Raw genomic sequence first — 18,028 nt, 5'->3', positions numbered from 1 at the left:
CACACGCCACGCGGCCTTATACACCAGGCCCCCCGGCGCGCGCATCCGCCCCGCGCGGTCGGCTGCTCCGCCGCTGCGCGCCGGCACGTTTCCGACGCTTTTATTGGGCGAGGGCCCGAGGCGCGCCCTGGTCGCTTTGCAGCGCAAAGGCGATGGCGCTCTGGAGCGTGCTCTTGGTCAGGAGGCCTGCCAGGTCGAGCGAGAGCCCGACGAGCGTCTGCGCCACCGCTGGCCGGATGCCGGTCAGGATCGTCCGTGCGCCGAGCAGCTGCAGCGCCTTCGCGGTGTCGACGAGCCCGGCGGCGACCCGCGTGTCGATTTCCTTGAGCCCTGTCACGTCGAGGATGACCGCCTGAGCCTGGGTGGACTGGACTCCAGCGAGCGCGGCCGACATCACCTGATCGATCCGCTCCGAGTCCATCTGGCCCACGAGGGGCATGACCATGATGCGATCGGTGATCGGGATGAGCGGCGTCGACATCGCCTGCATCGTGTCGCGGAGCCGCGCGAGCGTCCGCTCGAGCCTGTCGAGCAGCTCCCTGTACGGCGTGACGTCGTGGGCGGTGCCATAGACGAGGCGGCGCGACGGCTCCTCGGCCGCGTCCAGGTGAGCGGTCCACGCGAGCCACCTGTAGGAGCCGTCCTTGCACGCGTACCGGTTGTCGAACTTGATGGTCGTGTGGCCCTGGAAGAGCGCGGCGGCCTCGGCGAGCGTGGCCTCGCGGTCGTCGGGGTGGACGAACTCGATGAACGGCTTCGCGATCATCTCCGAGGGGGACCAGCCGAGGGTGCGCTCCCAGGCCGGGTTGGCGTGGCGGAAGTACCCCTCTGCGTCCAGGGTCACGAGCAGGCCCACGGACACCCGGAACAGCTTCTCGTAGACCGTGGTCAGCTCCGCCGCCTGCGTGAGCTGCGCGGTCCGCTCCCGGTCGCTCGTCAGGTCGAGCGCCGTGGCGACCATGAGGCGTTCGGAGGGCGCTTCGGCCATGTCCACTCGGGCGGTCCAGCCGAGCCACCGGTACGAGCCGTCCTTGCACACATACCGGTTGTCGAACCGGCCGTTCGCGCGACCCTGGAAGAGGGCGGTGGCCTCGGTGAGCGTGGCCTCGCGGTCGTCGGGGTGGACGAGCTCGATGTAGGGCCTGGCCCTGAGCTCGTCGAGGGACCAGCCGAGGGTCTGCTCCCAGGCAGCGCTCAGATCATGGAAGTAGCCACGCGCGTCGGCGGTGGCCAGGAGTCCTGACGAGACCTGAAAAAGTCGTTCGTAGCTCAAGCCCATGTCGTCTCCCGCGCGGGCAGGCAGATGCGCGCCCGTCGTCGAGGCCGCCCGCCATCAGCGATTCTCCTGTCCGAACGCCGGCGAGCGCCTCGCGCGCCGCCTGGACAGAGCGCGCACGCGCAATCCCCAGGCGGCGCGACGTCGACCTCACCGCGCGTCGAAGACTGCTTGTCTACGAGAACGGCATATGTGTCAAGGGTATCGGGAGCCTCGTTAGCGGGCGTGCTGGGCCGGCTGCGCCAGAAGGGACGCCCGGGTCTGGCGAACACGCGCGCGCCCAGAGGCCGCCACTGTCATGTCGCCGAGGTTGCCAGCTCACGATGAGGCGAGTACGGTCCGCGCCCCAAAGGAGTGGACCATGACCGTCTCTGCGATTTTCAACCCGGCGCGCTGGCGTGAGGTCGATGGGTTCTCGTTCGAGGATCTCACCTATCACCGCGCCGTGGACCAGGGCACCGTCCGCATCGCGTTCAACCGACCCGAGGTCCGCAACGCGTTTCGTCCCCGCACCGTCGATGAGCTGTACACCGCGCTCGAGCACGCGCGCACGACCTCGGACGTGGGTTGTGTGCTGATCACCGGCAACGGGCCCTCGCCGAAGGACGGCGGCTGGGCGTTCTGCTCCGGCGGCGATCAGCGCATCCGCGGGAAGGACGGGTACAAATACGAGGGTGAGAGCGCGGGGCAGGCCGACCCGGCGCGGCTCGGCCGGCTCCACATCCTGGAGGTGCAGCGGCTCATCCGGTTCATGCCCAAGGTCGTCATCGCGGTGGTGCCCGGCTGGGCGGCGGGCGGCGGCCACAGCCTCCACGTGGTCTGCGACATGACGCTGGCGAGCCGCGAGCACGCGATGTTCAAGCAGACGGACCCTGACGTCGCGAGCTTCGACAGCGGGTATGGCTCGGCGCTGCTCGCGCGGCAGGTCGGGCAGAAGAAGGCGCGGGAGATCTTCTTCCTCGGGCTCGATTACACGGCGGAGCAGGCGGCGGCGATGGGGATGGTCAACGCCGTCGTCCCTCACGCGGAGCTCGAGGAGGAGGCGCTGCGGTGGGGTGCGATCATCAACTCGAAGAGCCCGACCGCGATGCGGATGCTGAAGTACGGCTTCAACCTGCCTGACGAGGGGCTCGTCGGACAGCAGCTCTTCGCCGGCGAGGCGACGCGGCTCGCCTACGGCACGGAGGAGGCGAAGGAGGGGCGAGACGCTTTCCTGGAGAAGCGTCGTCCGGACTTCACCCGTTATCCCTGGCACTACTGACGACGACGCGCCGCCCGCTCCCACGGCGGGAGCCCGCATTCGCGCTTGACACCGACATCGACTTCATCGATGGTGGCGGCGCTGTAAGATTCCGTGCGCGCCGTCTGGCCGCGCGGCTTCAACTTCACCTGGAGATACGCATCATGCTTTGTCTTTCTGCTGCGAAGTCGGCTCGTCGGGAGCGTTCTTGGCTGTGTTTGGGTGGGTCTCTTCTTCTGGCGCTCGCGGGCGGCCTCACCGCTGTTGGCTGCGGCGACGATAGCCCCTCGGACGGCGCGGGCGGCGCGGGGGCTTCCGGCGGCGCGGGCGGCGCGGGGGCTTCCGGCGGCGCGGGCGGCGCGGGCGGCGCGGGCGGCGCTGGGGCTTCTGGCGGCACGGGCGGCACGGGGGGCACGGGGGGCACGGGGGGCGAGGCGCCGATCGAGACGGTGCCGCCGTCGGGCACCGAGCTGATCCGCGTCAACCAGGTCGGGTATCTGCCGGCCGCCGCCAAGGTCGCCACGGTCGTCGCCGCGGCCGACAAGCCGCATGCGTGGGAGCTCGTCGACGCCGGCGGCACGGTGGTCGACAGCGGAGCGACCCGGGTCGTCGGCGACGACGCGAGCTCCGGCGAGCACGTGCACACCATCGACTTCAGCGGCTTCACCACCCCCGGCGAGGGGTACACCCTCCGTGTCGGGGAAGTGTCGAGCCACCCGTTCGACGTGGGCCCGACCATCTACTCTCAGATGAAGTACGACGCGCTCGCGTACTTCTATCACAACCGCTCCGGCATCGAGATCCTGGAGCAGTACGTCGGCCCGGACCACGCGCGCCCGGCGGGGCACCTGCCGGACGAGGCCCCTTGCGGAGCGGATCTCGGCTGCACGTACACGCTCGATGTCACCGGCGGGTGGTACGACGCCGGCGATCACGGCAAGTACGTGGTCAACGGCGGTATCTCCGCCTGGACGTTGCTGAACCAGTACGAGCGCTTCGTCGCGCTCGGGTCCACGGCGGACGACTTCGGCGACGGCAAGCTGAAGATCCCCGAGAACGCGAACCAGATCCCCGACCTCCTCGACGAGGCCCGGTGGGAGATCGAGTTCATGCTCGCGATGCAGGTGCCGGAAGGCGAGGCCAGCGCGGGCATGGTGCACCACAAGATTCACGACCTGGAGTGGACCGGCCTGCCGATGCCGCCGCACGAGGATCCGCAGCCGCGCTTCCTGCGCCCGGTCAGCACGGCGGCGACGCTCAACCTGGCCGCCACCGCGGCCCAGGCCGCGCGCATCTGGCGCGAGCTCGATCCCGCGTTCTCGGCCCAGTGCCTCGAGGCAGCGACGCGGGCGTGGACCGCGGCGAAGGCGAACCCGAAGGTCGTCCCGGACGAGAGCGGCGTCGTGGGCGGCGGCGGCTATGGGGACGCCGAGCTGAGCGACGAGTTCTACTGGGCGGCCGCCGAGCTCTTCCTCACCACGGAGGACGCCGCGTATCAAACCGAGCTCGCGGCGTCGCCCTACGGCGACGAGCTCGCCGGCGTGGACGGCACGTTCAGCGCCATGACGTGGGGACAGGTCGACGGGCTGGGCGCCATCTCGCTCGCCGTGGTCGAGGCTCAGCACGCCGCGGCGGAGCGTGAGGCGGCCCGGACCAAGCTGATCGCCATCGCCGACAAGTACCTCGAGGTCATCGGGGCGGAGGGGTACCGGGTGCCCTTCAAGGCGAACGAGAGAGGGTATCCCTGGGGCTCCAACTCCTTCGTGCTCAACAACATGCTGGTCCTGGCGCTCGCCCACGACTTCACCGGCGCGCAAAAGTACTTCGACGGCGTGGCGTCGGGCGCGGATTACCTCCTCGGGCGCAACCCGATGGACAAGTCCTATGTCTCCGGCTACGGCGAGAACCCGCTCGAGAACCCGCATCATCGCTTCTGGGCGCACCAGCTGGACGCGTCGTTCCCGTCCGCTCCTCCGGGCGCGGTCTCCGGTGGGCCGAACTCCGGGCTCGAGGATCCGGTGGCGAAAGAGGCGCTCGATGCGACGGCCGACCGCGCGAAGTGCGTCCCGCAGAAGTGCTACATCGACCACATCGAGGCGTGGTCGGCGAACGAGATCACGATCAACTGGAACAGCCCGCTCGCGTGGACCGTGGCCTGGCTGGACGAGAAGGCCAAGGCGAGCGCCCAGTGATCCGGAACGCGGTGGTGGGGCACGTTGACTGAGGGTGGGGGCTTTTGAGCCGCCAGGGACGCCAAGGACGCCAAGAAAATCTCAATAATATTGGCGTCTTCTGGCGCCTTGGCGGTTCCATCATCCCGGCAGGACGGGGGGAGTTCTCCCGCCGCCCCGAGCGCCGCGCGGCCGCGCCGCGCCACGCCGGATGAGCGATTGGCCGCGACAACCGTCCAGCTTCTGCTAGGTTGCGCGGCTTTCATGAATCCAGACTCATCGCTCGACGCCTTGCCCGCGCCGCTCGCGGGCGCCCTCGCCCGCCGCGGCTTCACCTCCCTCACCTCCGTCCAACAGGCTGTCCTCGCCCCTGAGCTCGCCGGGCGGGACCTTCGTGTCTCGTCGCAGACCGGCTCCGGAAAGACCGTGGCCATCGGCCTCGCGCTCGCCCCCCGCCTCGAGCGCGCCCTCGCCGACCGCGCCGCCGCGGCCGCGGCCGACGGCGCGCCCCGGACTGCGGCGGCTCCGGCCGCGGTGATCATCGCGCCGACGCGCGAGCTCGCCGCGCAGATCGCCGGCGAGCTCAGCTGGCTTCTCTCGCCCCTCGGCGCGCGCGTCGCGTGCGTCACCGGCGGCACGAGCTTCGGCGCCGAGGCGCGCTCGTTGCGGCGCGACCCCCTGGTCATCGCCGGGACGCCCGGCCGCCTGCTCGATCACCTGGACCGCGGGACCCTCGACCCGCGCGGCGTCCTCGCCCTCGTGCTCGACGAGGCGGACCAGATGCTCGACCTCGGCTTCCGCGACGACCTCGAGGCGATCGTCGGCAAGATGCCCGAGGAGCGCCAGACCCACCTCGTGTCGGCCACCTTCTCCCGCGAGGTCCGCGCGCTCGCCGATCGCTTCCAGCGCGACGCGGTGAGCGTCGAGGGCACGCGCCCCGGCGCCGCGAACGGCGACATCGCCCACGTCGCCCACCTCGTGCTGCCGGCGGAGCGCGACGCGGCGGTCGTGAACCTGCTGCTCCTCGCGCCCGGCGAGCGGACGCTCGTCTTCGTGCGCACCCGCGAGGGCGCCGCCGAGCTCGCCGACAAGCTCACTACGCTCGGCCTGCCCGCGCGCGCCCTGAGCGGCGACCTCGAGCAGCGCGAGCGGACCCGTACGCTCGACGCGTTTCGCTCGGGCGCCGTCACGACCCTCGTCGCGACCGACGTGGCCGCGCGCGGCATCGACGTCCCCGAGGTCGGGCGCGTCATCCACGCCGATCCCCCGGGCGATCCCGAGATCTTCACGCACCGGAGCGGCCGCACCGGCCGGGCGGGCCGCAAGGGGACGAGCGTGCTGCTCGTCGCGCCGTTCGCGCGAGAGCACGCGCTGAGGCTGCTCCGGCGCGCGCGCGTCGAGGCCACGTTCCGGCCGGCGCCGTCGCCGGACGACGTGCTCCGCGCCGCCGACGAGCGGCTCGCCGCCGAGCTCGCCGCGGCGCGCCGGGAGGGCGCGGCTGCGGACGACGCGGACGCGGGCGATGCCGTCGCGGTGGACGCGGCCGCGGTCGACGCGAACGTGCGCGGCCCGCGCGAGGCGTCCGGCCTCGCGCCCGAGGCGCGGCACAGGCAGCTCGCCGCCCGCCTGCTCGCGGACATGGACGCGACCGAGCTCGTCGCGGCCCTCCTCGCGCGGGCGAAGCACACCGGCCCCTGCGCTCCGCAGCCCGTCACCGCCGTCGCGCCGCCCCGCTCCGAGCCGCCTCCGTCGCGCGCCCGGCCGCCGGCGCCGCCCTGGTCCGGGGCGCCGTCGCGCGCCCGGTCCTCCGCGCCGCCCTGGTCCGGGGCGCCGTCGCGCGCCCGGCCCTCCGCGCCGTCCTGGTCCGAGGCGCCGCCGCGCGCTCGCCCCGCCGCTCGTCAAGGCAACGGGGAGCAGCCCCCGCGCCTCCCCTTCGTGCCCTTCCAGGTCAACTGGGGGGAGCGCCACGGCGCCGACCCCCGGCGTCTGCTCGCCCTCGTGTGCCGCCGCGGCGGCGTGTCGAGCCAGCAGATCGGCGCGATCCGCATCGGCTCCACCGCGTCCGTCGTCGAGGTGGCGTCCCCCGCCGCGCCCGAGTTCGCGCGCGCGGTCAACCAGCCCGACGCGCGTGACGCGCGGATCCGCATCGTCCGCGCGAGCTCGATGCGCGTCGAGTAGCGCCTGTCCTGGCGCGGCGGACCGAGGCAGACGGCCGAGATCGCTCGCAACGGCAGGGGTTTCCTGATTTCTCGGAGACCTCGGGTGTTGTACAACGGCCGGGTGAACCGAAGCCCGAACAACAAGCCACCCCTACGCCGCCTCGCGAGCCCGGCCGCGGTGCTCGCTGCAGTGCTCGGTCTTGCGCTCGCCGCGTGCGGCGGCACCGTGCCTCCGCCGAACGACCAGCTCGCCTCGTCCCAGGCCGCCATCCGCGCGGCCGACGAGATGGGCGCCGGGTCCGACCCGCAGGCCACCCTCCACCTGAAGCTCGCGCGCGAGCAGCTCGAGAAGGCCAAGCAGCAGATGCAGGCCGAGGACAACGAGTCTGCCACGCGCCTCCTCCAGCGCGCCGAGGCCGACGCCGAGCTCGCGCTGGCGCTCGCGAAGGCGCGCTCCACGCAGGCCGAGGCGCAGGAGGCGCTGAAGCAGGTCGAGAAAATGAAGCAGGCGGGGGTCAAGTGAAGCGAGAGGTGATGGTGATGGCATCTCTGGTGAAGAACCCGTCCTGGCCTGCCCGGTCTCTCGCCCTGTGCGCCGCGCTCTACGCGGCGTCGGGGTGCGGCGCGGCGGTCCCGCCGAAGGAGCTCGTCGACGCCCGCGCGAGCTACAGGCGCGCGGCGGAAGGCGCCGCCTCGCGCCTCGCGCCCGCCCAGCTCGACACGGCGAAGCAGGCGCTCTCCCGCGCCGAGGGGGCGTTCGGCGAGGACGCCGAGGCCCCGCAGACGCGCGATCTCGCGTACATCGCCGACCGCAAGGCCCAGGAGGCCGAGGCGGCGGCGGCGCTGCTGCAGGCGCAGCGCGACAAGGCCGCGGCCGAGGACGCCTTCAAGGACCTCTCGCAGCAGCAGCTCGCCAGCGCGAGGGAGGCGCTGCACAGCGGCCAGCAGCAGATCGAGCGGGAGCGGCACGCGCGCGCCCAGGCCGAGACCGCGCAGCAGCAGGCCGAGAGCGCGCGGCTGCAGGCCGAGAGCGCGCGCACCGCGGCCGAGAAGGCCCGCCAGGAGGCCGAGGCGGCGCGGCGGGAGGCCGAGCGCGTCGCGAACGCGGCGCTCGCGAGCCTCAAGGAGATCGCCGCGGTGAAGGAGGAGAAGCGCGGCGTGGTCATCACGCTCTCCGGCGCGGTGCTCTTCGCCTCGGGCAAGTCCGAGCTCCTGCCGATCGCCAAGGAGAAGCTCAGCCAGGTCGCGGCCACGCTGAAGGACCAGGGGTCGCCGCCCATCAGGATCGAGGGGCACACCGACTCGACCGGCTCCGCCCAGGCAAACCGCAAGCTCTCGCTGGAGCGCGCCGACGCCGTGAAGGCCCACCTCATCACGGCGGGGCTGCCCGGGGACAAGATCGCGACCGTGGGCCACGGGCCGGACCGCCCCGTGGCGGAGAACACGAGCACCGAGGGCCGGGCCAACAACCGGCGCGTCGAGATCATCGTCAATCCCACCACCCAGCAGTAGAAGCGCCTGCCGCACGGTTGTGCCGGGGGCGCCGGCGGTGATAAGCACGGCGCGTGATCGGACGCTTTTTCCGCCGGATCTGGCAGGAGTACGTCATCGACCTGCGCGACCGGCTCGACGCCGAGGCGGCGCACCACCGGGCCACCACGCCCGCGGGCGAGGTCACCCGCCGGATGGTGTGGGTGTTCCTCACCGTCATCGGGGTGCTCATCTTCGTCCGGTTCGCTGGCAACGAGAACGACACCCGCTGGATGGTCGACGGCCTGCGCGCCGTGGGCCTCGACGGCGCCGCGGCGAGGCTCCACGAGGCGCTGAACACGTCGCCGGATCGCCGCTTTCACCAGCGTATCGTCTGGGCGCTCGGCCGCCTCGTCGGTTATCTGATACCGACCCTCGTCGTCGCGAAGCTCGTGCTGCGGGCGCCGATCCGGAGCTTCGGCCTGCGCGTCCGCGGGACGGCGCGGCACCTGCCCGTCTATGGCTTCCTCTTCGCCGTCATGGCGCCGTTCCTCTTCGGCGCGTCGCTCTCGCCGGCCTTCCAGGCGAAGTATCCCTATTACAAGCTCGCGCCGGGCGAGGACCTGTGGCCCTGGCTCTGGGCGTGGGAGGCGCTCTATGCCGCGCAGTTCGTTGCGCTCGAGTTCTTCTACCGCGGCTTCTTCCTCCACGGGATCCGCCGCGCGCTCGGCTATTCCTCGATCTTCGCCATGATGGTGCCTTACGCGATGATCCATTTCGGCAAGCCGCTGCCCGAGGCGCTCGGCTCGGTGCTCGCCGGGTTCATCCTCGGCACGGTGAGCCTGAAGAGCGACTCCATCTGGGGCGGCTGCGCCATCCACATCGTCGTCGCGACGTCGATGGACCTGCTCTCCCTGTGGCATCAAGGGCGTCTATGACGACGCGCGGCCGCTGCCTCATTCATTTCCCGCCGGGAAGGACCACGATATGCCTCCTGCGACGACGATGGGGCGAAGGTCGCGACGCGCGCTCCTGCTCGCGATGAGCGGCGTCCGGGTCAAGGACGAGGAGCTCGCGCGCCTGGGGCTGACGCTGCCGGGCTTCGTCGAGCGCAGCGAGGTCATCGCGTCGCTGCCGAGCCTGGGGCTGCTCACGATCGCCGCGCACACGCCCGAGGGCTGGGAGGTGGAGTACCGCGAGCTCGACGCCATCGCCGACGCGGACGTCGCGCGCATCGTGGACGGCCGGTACGATGTCGTCGCCATCTCGTCGCTCGCGGCGCGCGCGCTCGACGCCTACGCGCTCGCCGACCGGCTGCGCGCCGAGGGCGTCACCGTGGTCCTCGGCGGCCTGCACGCCTCCGCGCTCCCCGACGAGGCGGCGCAGCACGCCGATTCGGTCGTCCAGGGCGAGGGGGAGCTGCTCTGGCCGGCGCTGCTCCAGGAGCTCGACGAGGGCCGGCTGCGCCCGCTGTACAGCGCCCGGAGCGGCGCGTGGCCCGCGTTCCAGATCGAGGGCGCGCGGGTGCCGCGTTATGACCTGCTCGACGTCGCTCGGTACAATCGGTTCACGCTCCAGGCCACGCGCGGCTGCCCGCTCGCCTGCACTTTCTGCGCCGCCTCGCGGCTCATCAGCCCCTACAAGCGCAAGCCCATCCCGCTCATCCGCCGCGAGCTCGACGCCATCATCGAGGTGTGGCCGCAGCCGTTCATCGAGCTCGCGGACGACAACACGTTCGTGCAGAAGCCCTGGGCGCGGGAGCTCGCGCGGCTCTTCGTCGACTACAACGCGCGGCGAACGCGCCCGATCGCGTGGTTCACCGAGACGGACATCTCGGTCGCCGACGATCCAGAGCTCCTCGATCTGCTCGCCGAGTCCAACTGCGCCGAGCTGCTCATCGGCCTCGAGTCGGTCAATCCGACCGCGCTCCGGGCCGCGGAGCCGCGGGGGTTCAAGGCCGCGGAGCGGGCCCGCTACGTCGACTCGGTCGGCCGCATCCAGGAGCGTGGGATCCCGGTGAACGGCTGCTTCGTGCTCGGCTTCGACGAGGACGATGACGGCGTCTTCGAGCGCACGCTCGCGTTCGCCCGGGAGTGCGATCTCGCCGAGGTGCAGATCACGGTGCTCACGCCGTTCCCGGGCACCGCGCTCCACCGCGCGCTCGAGGTGCAGGGGCGGCTGCTCCGCCCCGTGTTCTGGGACGCGTGCACGCTGTTCGACGTGACCTTCAGGCCAGCGCGCATGAGCGTGGAGGAGCTCGAGCAAGGGTTCCGCTGGCTGATGAGCGAGCTCTACAGTCCGGGGGAGACCGCGCGCCGGCGCAGCCGGTTTCGCCGCGCCACACGCGCCCGCAGGGGACGGCATGCGCGATCGTGATCGACCGTCGTTCGCCCGCGCCGCGGGGCGGCTGCTCACCTTCCGGCTCTCGCGCGACGACCTCGCGCGCCTCGACGGGCGGCACCTCGCGCTCGGCCTGGCCTGCACCTGGCTCGTCGGCGTCGGGCGGTACTGGGACGATCCGGTCGCCAGCGCCTGGCGCAAGACGGGCCTTGGCTCGGTCGTCTATGCCATCCTCCTGAGCGCGTTTCTCTGGATCGTCGTGGCGCCGCTCCGGCGCCCGGACGAGCAGCGGCTCTCCTACGCGAAGCTCCTGACCGTCATCACGATGACGGCGCCCCCGGCGGCGCTCTATGCGATCCCGGTCGAGCGCTTCACCTCCATGCCCGTGGCCATCCAGATCAACCTCGGGTTTCTTTCGGTCGTCGCTGGCTGGCGCGTCGCGCTGCTCGTTCACTACCTCTCGCGCGGCGTGGGGTTGCGCTGGCCCGCGGTGATCACCGCGACGCTCCTGCCCCTCGCGCTGATCGTGACGGGGCTCACGTATTTCAACCTGGCCACCGGCGTGATCGAGATCATGGGAGGGCTGCGCGATCGCGCCAGGAGCCCGGACGACGGCGTCAACGGCGTGCTTCTTGTGCTCGCGCTGCTCTCGCACCTCGCGGTGGGTCCGCTCCTGGTCGTCTACGGGGTGCTCGTCGTGAAGGCGCGGTGGTGGCGCGGCGGAGCGGGCCGCCGGGATCGCTGACCCGATCCACGAGACAGGGGACGCGCGGGTCCTGCTCTCCCTCCCTGGGGGCGGTCAGGCCAGGGTCCTGCCGCCGTTCACGGACAGCTTCTGGCCCGTGATGAACTCGGCGGCGTCGGACGCGAGGAAGGCGACGGCCTCGCCGATGTCGTCCGGCGTGCCCATGCGCCGGAGCGGGTTGCTCGCCCGGTAGGCCTCGATGGCCTCGGCGCTCGCGCCCTCCTGGATGTGGCGCTCGACGACGACCCAGCCGGGGGACACCTGGTTGACGGTGATCCCGTGCGGGCCGAGCTCCATCGCCCACGAGCGCGTGAGGCCGAGCTGCGCGCCCTTCGCCGAGACGTAGCTGGAGAACTCGGGGACGCCCTGCTCGAAGACCTCGGACCCGACGTTGATGATCCGCCCCGATCGGCGCTCCTTCATCCCCGGGACCACCGCCTTCGCGAGGAGGACCGGGCTCTTCACGAAGAACTCGAGCTGGTCGAGGCAGTGCTTCCAGGTCAGGTCCTCCAGCTTGACGAACGGCTGCGGGCCCGTCGCGTTGATCACGAGCACCTCGACGGGGCCGAGGCGGGCCTGCACCTCGCCCACGAGGCGGGCGACGTCCTGCTCGTCGCGCACGTCGGCCCGGAACGCCTCGGCCTCGCCGCCGCCCTGGCGGATGTCCTCGACCACGCGCGCCGCCTGCTCGCCGCTGCCGAAGTAGTTGGCCGCCACCCGCGCGCCCGAGGCCGCGAGCTTGCGGGCGATGGCCGCCCCGAGGCCGCGGGAAGCGCCGGTGACCAGGGCGACTCGTTTGGATAGTTGGTGCGCCATTCAGGCTTCTCCAGGAGATGGGTGGCCGCGGTTCGCTCGCCGCTGCGAAGGAGATCGGCCGCACAGGCGCGCCTCCAGGGGCGTCCCTGCCGCGCGGGCGCGGACCGCTCGCCGCGCGGCAGAGGCCGACAGAGGGTCGAGGTCGGCCACCCCCAGCTGTAAACGAGCGCGATCCAGCGATACAAGATTTTTCCGCGTTGAAGCCTGATAAGGGGTCTTTCAGCAGCACAGTTGAAGTTTTTCAATTCAATCACTGCTGGGTCCGCCGAGGATGGTGTACGCTGGGCCACATGAACAAGCGTGCGATCCGGCAAGCCTTCCGGCTCCTGGTGATGCTCGCCATGGGGCCTGTGTTCTGTGCGGCCGTCGGGATCACGGCGATCCACGCGTGGCTCGACGTGCGGCGCAGGCCCCCGGGGCGGCGCCCTTTCGCGCGCGCTGGGGTGCGGTATCGCCGCCTGCGCCTGCGCGAGCAGGCGCCGCTGTGATCGGCGCGGCGCCTGCTCTGCGTGGCGGCGTGGCGAGGTCGCGCCGCGGCGGCGCGGCTCACCGTACGAGGAGGAGCCAGGCCAGCGCCGCGGCGGTCGAGGCGAGCGTCACCGGGACACCCACCCTGGCGTAAGCGCGGAAGCCGATCTCGCGCTCGGCGCCCACCGTCTCCACCACGATGATGTTGGCCACCGAGCCCAGCAGCGTGAGGTTGCCCGCGAGCGTGGACACCAGCGCCGTCGTGATCCACGCGAGGTGCGGATCGGGCTGGCTGCGGATGTACGAGTCCGCCAGGAGGATGAAGGGGACGTTCGAGACGATCTGGCACCCGACGAGCATCGCGATGCTCAGCCCGAGCAGGCCCATCGTCGGACCGGCGGGGAGGAAGGGGCTGGCCGCGCGCAGCGCCTGCTCGGGCATGCCGGTCTTCTGGAGGCCCGCCACGACGATGAAGAGGGCCCCGAAGAAGACGAGCACGGTCCACGACACCCGCTCGAACAGGGCGTTCGCGTCGCGCCGGTGGAGCAGGATGACCGCGGTCGCGCCGCCGATCGCCGTCCACGCCAGGTTCGCGCCGAGCACGAACATCACGGACACGACCGCGATGCAGGCGAGCGGCGCCAGGGCGCTCGGCCGGGCGCCTCCCGCCGGCGCGGGCGCGGGCGCGGGCGCGGGCTCGGGCGCGGGCGTCCGCACCGAGATGCGGCGCCGGAGCAGCAGGTGCAGCGTCACGGCCGTGACGGCGAGCCCGATCAGCGCGGCGGGGCCCGCCTCCAGCAGGTACGTGCGGTACGAGATGCCGGAGAGGTGGCCCACGAGCATGTTCTGCGGGTTGCCGGCGAGCGTGAGCGCGCTGCCGGCGTTGGCGCCCATCGCGAGCGCGAGGAGGTACGGCGCCCGCTCGAGCCCCGCGCGCCGGGCGGTCCGGTCGACGAGCGGCGCCAGCATCACGCAGACCGAGTCGTTCAGCAGCACCGCGGAGGCGAGCCCGGAGCCCACCGTGACGAGGTAGAGCAGGCGGACCGGCGACAGGTCCCGCTGCGCGACCCACGCGGCGGCGCGCTCGAACACCCCCGCGGCGTCGAGCGACGCCGCGAGCAGCATCATGCCGAGCAGGAGGCCGATGGTGTTCGGCTCGATCGCCGAGAACGCCTCGCGCGGGTCCAGGCCGGCGCCCGGGTGGATCGCGCTCAAGAAGACCATGGCGCACGCGCCCGCGAGCGCGCCGGCCGGGCGTCCGATGGGCAGGATCGACAGGCGCCGCGCCGCGATGAGCATGTACGTCACGGCGAATACGAGCAGGACGGACCACACGGCGCGGATCTAGAGTGGTCGGTGGGGATCCTGTCAAACTGAATGCCAAGGCATGGGCAGGCAGCTCTCGACCCCCACCGCGATCCTCCTCGGCAGCGCCATGATCGCCGCCGCGGTCTACCTCGGCCTTCGCCACGGCCCAGCCGGCGTCCCCACGGACCCGCGCCCCGCCGGGGGAGCGCCCTCGCTGCCTGCCGATGCGGCGTCCGCCGCGGGGCCGGCGGCTCGGGCGCCTGGAGCGGGCGCGCCGCTGCGCCCGCTCCAGGCGCCGGCGCCGCGGCCCGCGCCGAGCGTGCCGCGCGACGAGGTCGCGACGCAGGCCGCGCGGGCGCTCGAGGCGCACCGGCCGGCCCTGATCGAGCGCTGCTACAAGCCGGCGGTCGCGGCGCAGCCGGCGCCGCGCGGGGTGAAGTACGTCTTCAACCTCACGTTCGACGCGCAGGGCCGGCAGCTCGCGCGCGGCATCATCGAGGATCGCGAGGCGTCGAGCCCCGAGGTCACGGCCTGCGTGGCCGCCGCGCTCCCGGCGGTCGCCGTCGCGCCGCCAGGGGCGAACGTGCGCGTCGATGTCCCGTTCTCGCTGCCGTGATCGAGGGGAGGGCCGGGCTCGGGCCCGCCGGCGCCGGAGGCGAGCGCGGCGCCCTTGACGCACCCGCCTGAACGCCCGATGCCGGAGCGGTGACGCCCGACCAAGCCTTGAAGGAAGCGGCCACCGGCGCCCTCCGCCCCGTCTACCTCGTGCTGGGGGAGGAGCGCTGGCTCGTCGATCGCGTGGTGAGCGCGATCCGGGAAGCGGCGGCCAAGGGGGGCATCGCCGGCTTCAACGAGGACAAGTTCACCGCGGGCGACGCGCCTATCGAGTCGATCCTCGGCGCCGCCCGCATGCTTCCGATGATGGGCCCGCGCCGCTTCGTGCTCGTCCGCGGCGTCGATCGCTGGGAGAAGAAGGACGAGGGCGACGACGGCGAGGGGGACGACGACCGCGGCGCGAGCGGCGCGGGCGGCAAACGGGGCGTGTCGAAGCAGCTGAGCCCGCTCGACGCGCTCGCGGAGTACACCAAGGCGCCGTCGCCGAGCGCCGTCCTCGTGCTCGTCGCGACGAAGCTCCACGGCCAGCGCCGCCTCGTCACCGCCGCCAAGAAGGGCGATTTCCTTGTCGCGTGCGAGCCCCTGAACCGCCGCGCCTTGCCCGGCTTCATCGCGACCGTCGCCCGCGAGAAGGGCAACCCGATCGCGCCCGACGTGGCCGATCAGCTCGCCGAGCTCGCCGGGCCCGAGCTCGGCTACGTGGTCGACGCGCTCGAGCGGCTCTCGCTGTACGTCGGGCCGAAGCAGCCGATCACCGAGGACGCGATCGCCCAGATAGTCATCCGCATCCGGCAGAGCACCGTCTGGGAGCTGATCGACGCGCTCGGGAAGCGGCGCCTCGACCGCGCGCTCGCGGCGCTCGCCGACGCCTACGATCCGCGCGACGGCGGGCTGCGGCTGCTCGGGGCGGTCTCGTGGTCGGTGCGGCAGATGGTGAAGTTCGAGTCGGCGCTCGCCGGGGGCGCGAGCCAGGCCGAGGCCGCCCAGCGGGCGGGCGTGGCCCCCTTCAAGGCGAACGACGTGGCGCAGTCGGTCCGCCAGCTCCCGAAGGGCGCGCTCGCCGGCTGGATGCGCGTGCTCGCGGAGACGGATCTCGCACTGAAGAGCAGCCGCCGCCCGGCGCAGGCGGTGCTGGAGGCGATGCTGATGGAGATGTGCGCGCGCTGAGCGCGAGGCCGCGCCCGGGGGGGGAGGCGCCGCGCGCGGCCGGCGTGCGAGGGGCTCGGCGCTCTGCTGACCCTCTATTTGCATCAGCAACCTGCCCGCGTCCCGTCGGCGAAGGCGCGCTTGAGCGACAGCCGCACCAAGCCGTCCTGTTGTATCGCGACGCGCTCCTCTGCGAGCGCTCGGTCGGGTGAGCTCGAGGAGCTGCCGGCGCTGCAGGTCCACGATGTCCACCGAAGCGCGTCTCACGAGATGCGACCGTCGGAGAACGCAATGCGGAGGATCTTCGGTCGCTCGGGCAGTTCCACCCGCCAACAGGCGCCGTCGCGCTCTACCGTGACCTCTTCTGGCTTGGGTTCGTAGCTCCGAGTCAGGTCGCGTCCGCGCTGGTGCGCCCCCTCGCGATCGACGGGCCCAGGGACTCCATAAGAGCCAAGCCTCCGAAGGTAGTCTGCAAGTTCGGGATCGTTGGCTCGTCGTGCAAGCGATTCGTACCCGGCGAGCCGCGTGACCACCTCCGGAAAAGCGTCGCGACCTGCGGCCGTGGCGGCGGTGTTGCGCGCCCAGCAACGGATGAGCCCGAGGACGTACTCTCGCTTCGGGCAAGCGGGCTCTCGGGCGACCTCGAGCAACCCCGGAACGAAGTCTTCGGTCATGAGCGCCAGATCTTCGTCCTCGCTGCTGATGAGCCACCCGTTCGTGTACGCCCAAAGTCGAAGCGCTGCTTGGCTCCAACATTCGGGGAATCCGTGGGCCCAGTCGGCAAGGTCTACCCGGCAAAGCTCATCCCACAGTCGACCGAATGCCGGGCTGAAGTCGTCGGGGGTGGGGGAACCCGTCGTGCTCTGCCAAGCGGACGGCGTGACCTCACCTGCTTCGAGGGCTTCGCGCAAGACTTGGGTCACCCGCGCGCTCGACGGGTCGGAAGCGAGGCTCTGTCGCAAGCGTTCGATGTCGAATCCTTGCGGCTCCGCGAACGGGGCCAACCTTCGAAGCGCTTCCTCCAGGGTCATCGAGGGGTCATCGTACAGCCTACCGGTGCCAACTCGAACCACGGCGTAGCGCCGCTTGCGGCGCCCGGAGATCGTTTCGTGAGCGGATGAGCATTTCCTCGCCGAAGCCGCACGGGGCGCTGAGCGCGGCGGACCTCGAGCCGACGACCCCGCAGTGAGCGACCGAGATCGTGGTCGCCTCGACGTGTACCGCTAACGTTGCAGGCGGTGAGCGGGCCGGAGCTCGGTGACCGCCTCGCGCTCCGGGGATCGACGCGCTCACTCCTCGACGCTGCGCCGCACAGCGAAGGCGAGGCCGCAGCCCTCGATCTGCTCGCGATGGATCACGCCCATCGGCGAGAGCCCTTGCTCGTCGACCCGCCGGCCCACGCGCAGGAGGACCTTCTTCGCCGCGAGATCCACGAGCGAGACGCGCGCCGAGCTCGCGGACGTTTTGAGCTCGGCCGGGCTGTCGGCCACGATGATCAGCACCTCCGCGCCGGCCGCCTTTCTCGCCAGCTCGATCGGGGAGTGATCCAGCTCCTTGCGGTGCCTCTTCACCGCCGCGACGTCGCGGGCCGCGCGCACCGAGCCCTCGAACACGGGGCCGAGCACCGCGAGGCCGAGCCGCGCCTCGGCGAGCCGGCGAACGTTCGCTGTCTCCTCGTCGACCTTGGTCCCGCCGAAATACACGCCTCGCACCTTCGTCAGCAGATCGCGCTCCGAGGGCGAGGGCGGAGGCTTCAGGAGGCACAGGAGGAACGCATCCTTGTCGGATCCGCGCGCGGCGTCCTCGATCCCGCGAGCGTCGCGCAGCTCGGCGCGAGGAGCGCGCACGTACACCGCGGGCCGGCGGAGCAGGGCGTCGAGGGCCCCTGGAGCGCGGAGCGAAGGGTCGACGACATCGGAGGGGTCCCCGTCGCCCGCGGCCTCGCCGATCCAGCGATCCGTCGCCTCGACGAAGCCCTCGTGGCCCGCCGGGAACTCCGCGCGGCGCTCGTCGAGCGCGGCCAGCAGGGCGCGCCGCTCGGCCTCGATGGCGCGGCGATCCTGGACGTACATCGCGATCGCGAGGAGCACGACGGCCGCCGCCGTCAGCAGCGTGAGCAGCCGCGCGCGCCCGAGCCGCTTGTCGCTCGCGAACGTCCCCTTGATCCCGGCGCGAGCCGCGTGATGGCGCGCGCGCGCCCGGTGGCTGGCGGCCCGCTCCACGCGCGCGCGGAGGGCGGGGTTCATCCGCTCCGTCGTGAGGAACGTCGCCACG

General features: G+C 72.1%; 16 protein-coding genes. 11 read left to right on the top strand and 5 right to left on the bottom strand.

Annotated elements, in window-relative coordinates; all coding sequences use genetic code 11:
- Positions 1-100: 100 nt before the first annotated feature.
- Positions 101-1,279, bottom strand: a complete 1,179-nt coding sequence (locus tag WME82_RS29065) for a PAS domain-containing protein (protein ID WP_438037955.1) — start codon at positions 1,277-1,279, stop codon at positions 101-103.
- Between the two features lie 358 nt (positions 1,280-1,637).
- Between WME82_RS29065 and WME82_RS29060 the strand changes: the two genes are divergently transcribed.
- The 8 genes from WME82_RS29060 (at position 1,638) to WME82_RS29025 (ending at position 11,401) form a co-directional block, all read left to right on the top strand.
- Positions 1,638-2,537, top strand: a complete 900-nt coding sequence (locus tag WME82_RS29060; RefSeq protein WP_012237941.1) for a 1,4-dihydroxy-2-naphthoyl-CoA synthase — start codon at positions 1,638-1,640, stop codon at positions 2,535-2,537.
- A 197-nt stretch (positions 2,538-2,734) separates the two neighbouring features.
- Positions 2,735-4,708: a glycoside hydrolase family 9 protein gene (locus WME82_RS29055; RefSeq protein ID WP_438037954.1), complete on the top strand. Its 1,974-nt coding sequence runs from the start codon at positions 2,735-2,737 to the stop codon at positions 4,706-4,708.
- Positions 4,709-4,951: 243 nt separating this feature from the next.
- Positions 4,952-6,865, top strand: coding sequence for a DEAD/DEAH box helicase (locus WME82_RS29050; protein ID WP_438037953.1), 1,914 nt, complete (start codon positions 4,952-4,954; stop codon positions 6,863-6,865).
- A gap of 102 nt (positions 6,866-6,967) precedes the next feature.
- Positions 6,968-7,369, top strand: a complete 402-nt coding sequence (locus WME82_RS29045) for a DUF4398 domain-containing protein (protein ID WP_437739762.1) — start codon at positions 6,968-6,970, stop codon at positions 7,367-7,369.
- Between the two features lie 17 nt (positions 7,370-7,386).
- Positions 7,387-8,358: an OmpA family protein gene (locus WME82_RS29040; protein WP_437850289.1), complete on the top strand. Its 972-nt coding sequence runs from the start codon at positions 7,387-7,389 to the stop codon at positions 8,356-8,358.
- Positions 8,359-8,411: 53 nt separating this feature from the next.
- Positions 8,412-9,254, top strand: coding sequence for a CPBP family glutamic-type intramembrane protease (locus tag WME82_RS29035; RefSeq protein WP_438037952.1), 843 nt, complete (start codon positions 8,412-8,414; stop codon positions 9,252-9,254).
- A gap of 49 nt (positions 9,255-9,303) precedes the next feature.
- Positions 9,304-10,692, top strand: a complete 1,389-nt coding sequence (locus WME82_RS29030; protein ID WP_438037951.1) for a B12-binding domain-containing radical SAM protein — start codon at positions 9,304-9,306, stop codon at positions 10,690-10,692.
- Complete coding sequence (locus tag WME82_RS29025) at positions 10,679-11,401, top strand: hypothetical protein (RefSeq protein ID WP_438037950.1); 723 nt, start codon at positions 10,679-10,681, stop codon at positions 11,399-11,401. Before WME82_RS29030 ends, WME82_RS29025 begins: the two co-directional genes overlap by 14 nt.
- Before the next feature lie 54 nt (positions 11,402-11,455).
- On the opposite strand, the gene WME82_RS29020 is transcribed toward WME82_RS29025, so the two are convergent.
- A complete protein-coding gene (locus WME82_RS29020; RefSeq protein ID WP_438037949.1) occupies positions 11,456-12,217 on the bottom strand; it encodes an SDR family oxidoreductase in 762 nt (253 codons plus the stop codon).
- 290 nt (positions 12,218-12,507) lie between these two features.
- On the opposite strand from WME82_RS29020, the gene WME82_RS29015 reads away from it, so the two are divergent.
- A complete protein-coding gene (locus tag WME82_RS29015) occupies positions 12,508-12,705 on the top strand; it encodes a hypothetical protein (RefSeq protein WP_438037948.1) in 198 nt (65 codons plus the stop codon).
- Between the two features lie 58 nt (positions 12,706-12,763).
- On the opposite strand, the gene WME82_RS29010 is transcribed toward WME82_RS29015, so the two are convergent.
- Positions 12,764-14,020, bottom strand: coding sequence for an SLC13 family permease (locus tag WME82_RS29010; RefSeq protein ID WP_438037947.1), 1,257 nt, complete (start codon positions 14,018-14,020; stop codon positions 12,764-12,766).
- 52 nt (positions 14,021-14,072) lie between these two features.
- On the opposite strand from WME82_RS29010, the gene WME82_RS29005 reads away from it, so the two are divergent.
- Together WME82_RS29005 and holA are read left to right on the top strand one after the other, a co-directional pair.
- On the top strand, positions 14,073-14,609 hold the full coding sequence (locus tag WME82_RS29005; protein ID WP_438037946.1) for a hypothetical protein: 537 nt from the start codon (positions 14,073-14,075) through the stop codon (positions 14,607-14,609).
- Between the two features lie 89 nt (positions 14,610-14,698).
- Positions 14,699-15,775, top strand: a complete 1,077-nt coding sequence (holA, locus tag WME82_RS29000; RefSeq protein WP_437739754.1) for a DNA polymerase III subunit delta — start codon at positions 14,699-14,701, stop codon at positions 15,773-15,775.
- 242 nt (positions 15,776-16,017) lie between these two features.
- Here holA and WME82_RS28995 read toward each other — a convergent pair whose 3' ends face one another.
- Both WME82_RS28995 and WME82_RS28990 read right to left on the bottom strand, forming a co-directional pair.
- Positions 16,018-16,785, bottom strand: a complete 768-nt coding sequence (locus WME82_RS28995; protein ID WP_438037945.1) for a hypothetical protein — start codon at positions 16,783-16,785, stop codon at positions 16,018-16,020.
- A 258-nt stretch (positions 16,786-17,043) separates the two neighbouring features.
- Positions 17,044-18,027: a hypothetical protein gene (locus WME82_RS28990; RefSeq protein WP_438037944.1), complete on the bottom strand. Its 984-nt coding sequence runs from the start codon at positions 18,025-18,027 to the stop codon at positions 17,044-17,046.
- Between the last annotated feature and the right edge of the window lies 1 nt (position 18,028).

The sequence above is a fragment of the Sorangium sp. So ce128 genome (genome assembly GCF_051525245.1).
Taxonomy (GTDB): Bacteria; Myxococcota_A; Polyangia; order Polyangiales; family Polyangiaceae; genus Sorangium; species Sorangium cellulosum_B.
Note: the sequence above shows the minus strand (reverse complement) of the source record. Positions and strands in the feature narration are given on the sequence as shown.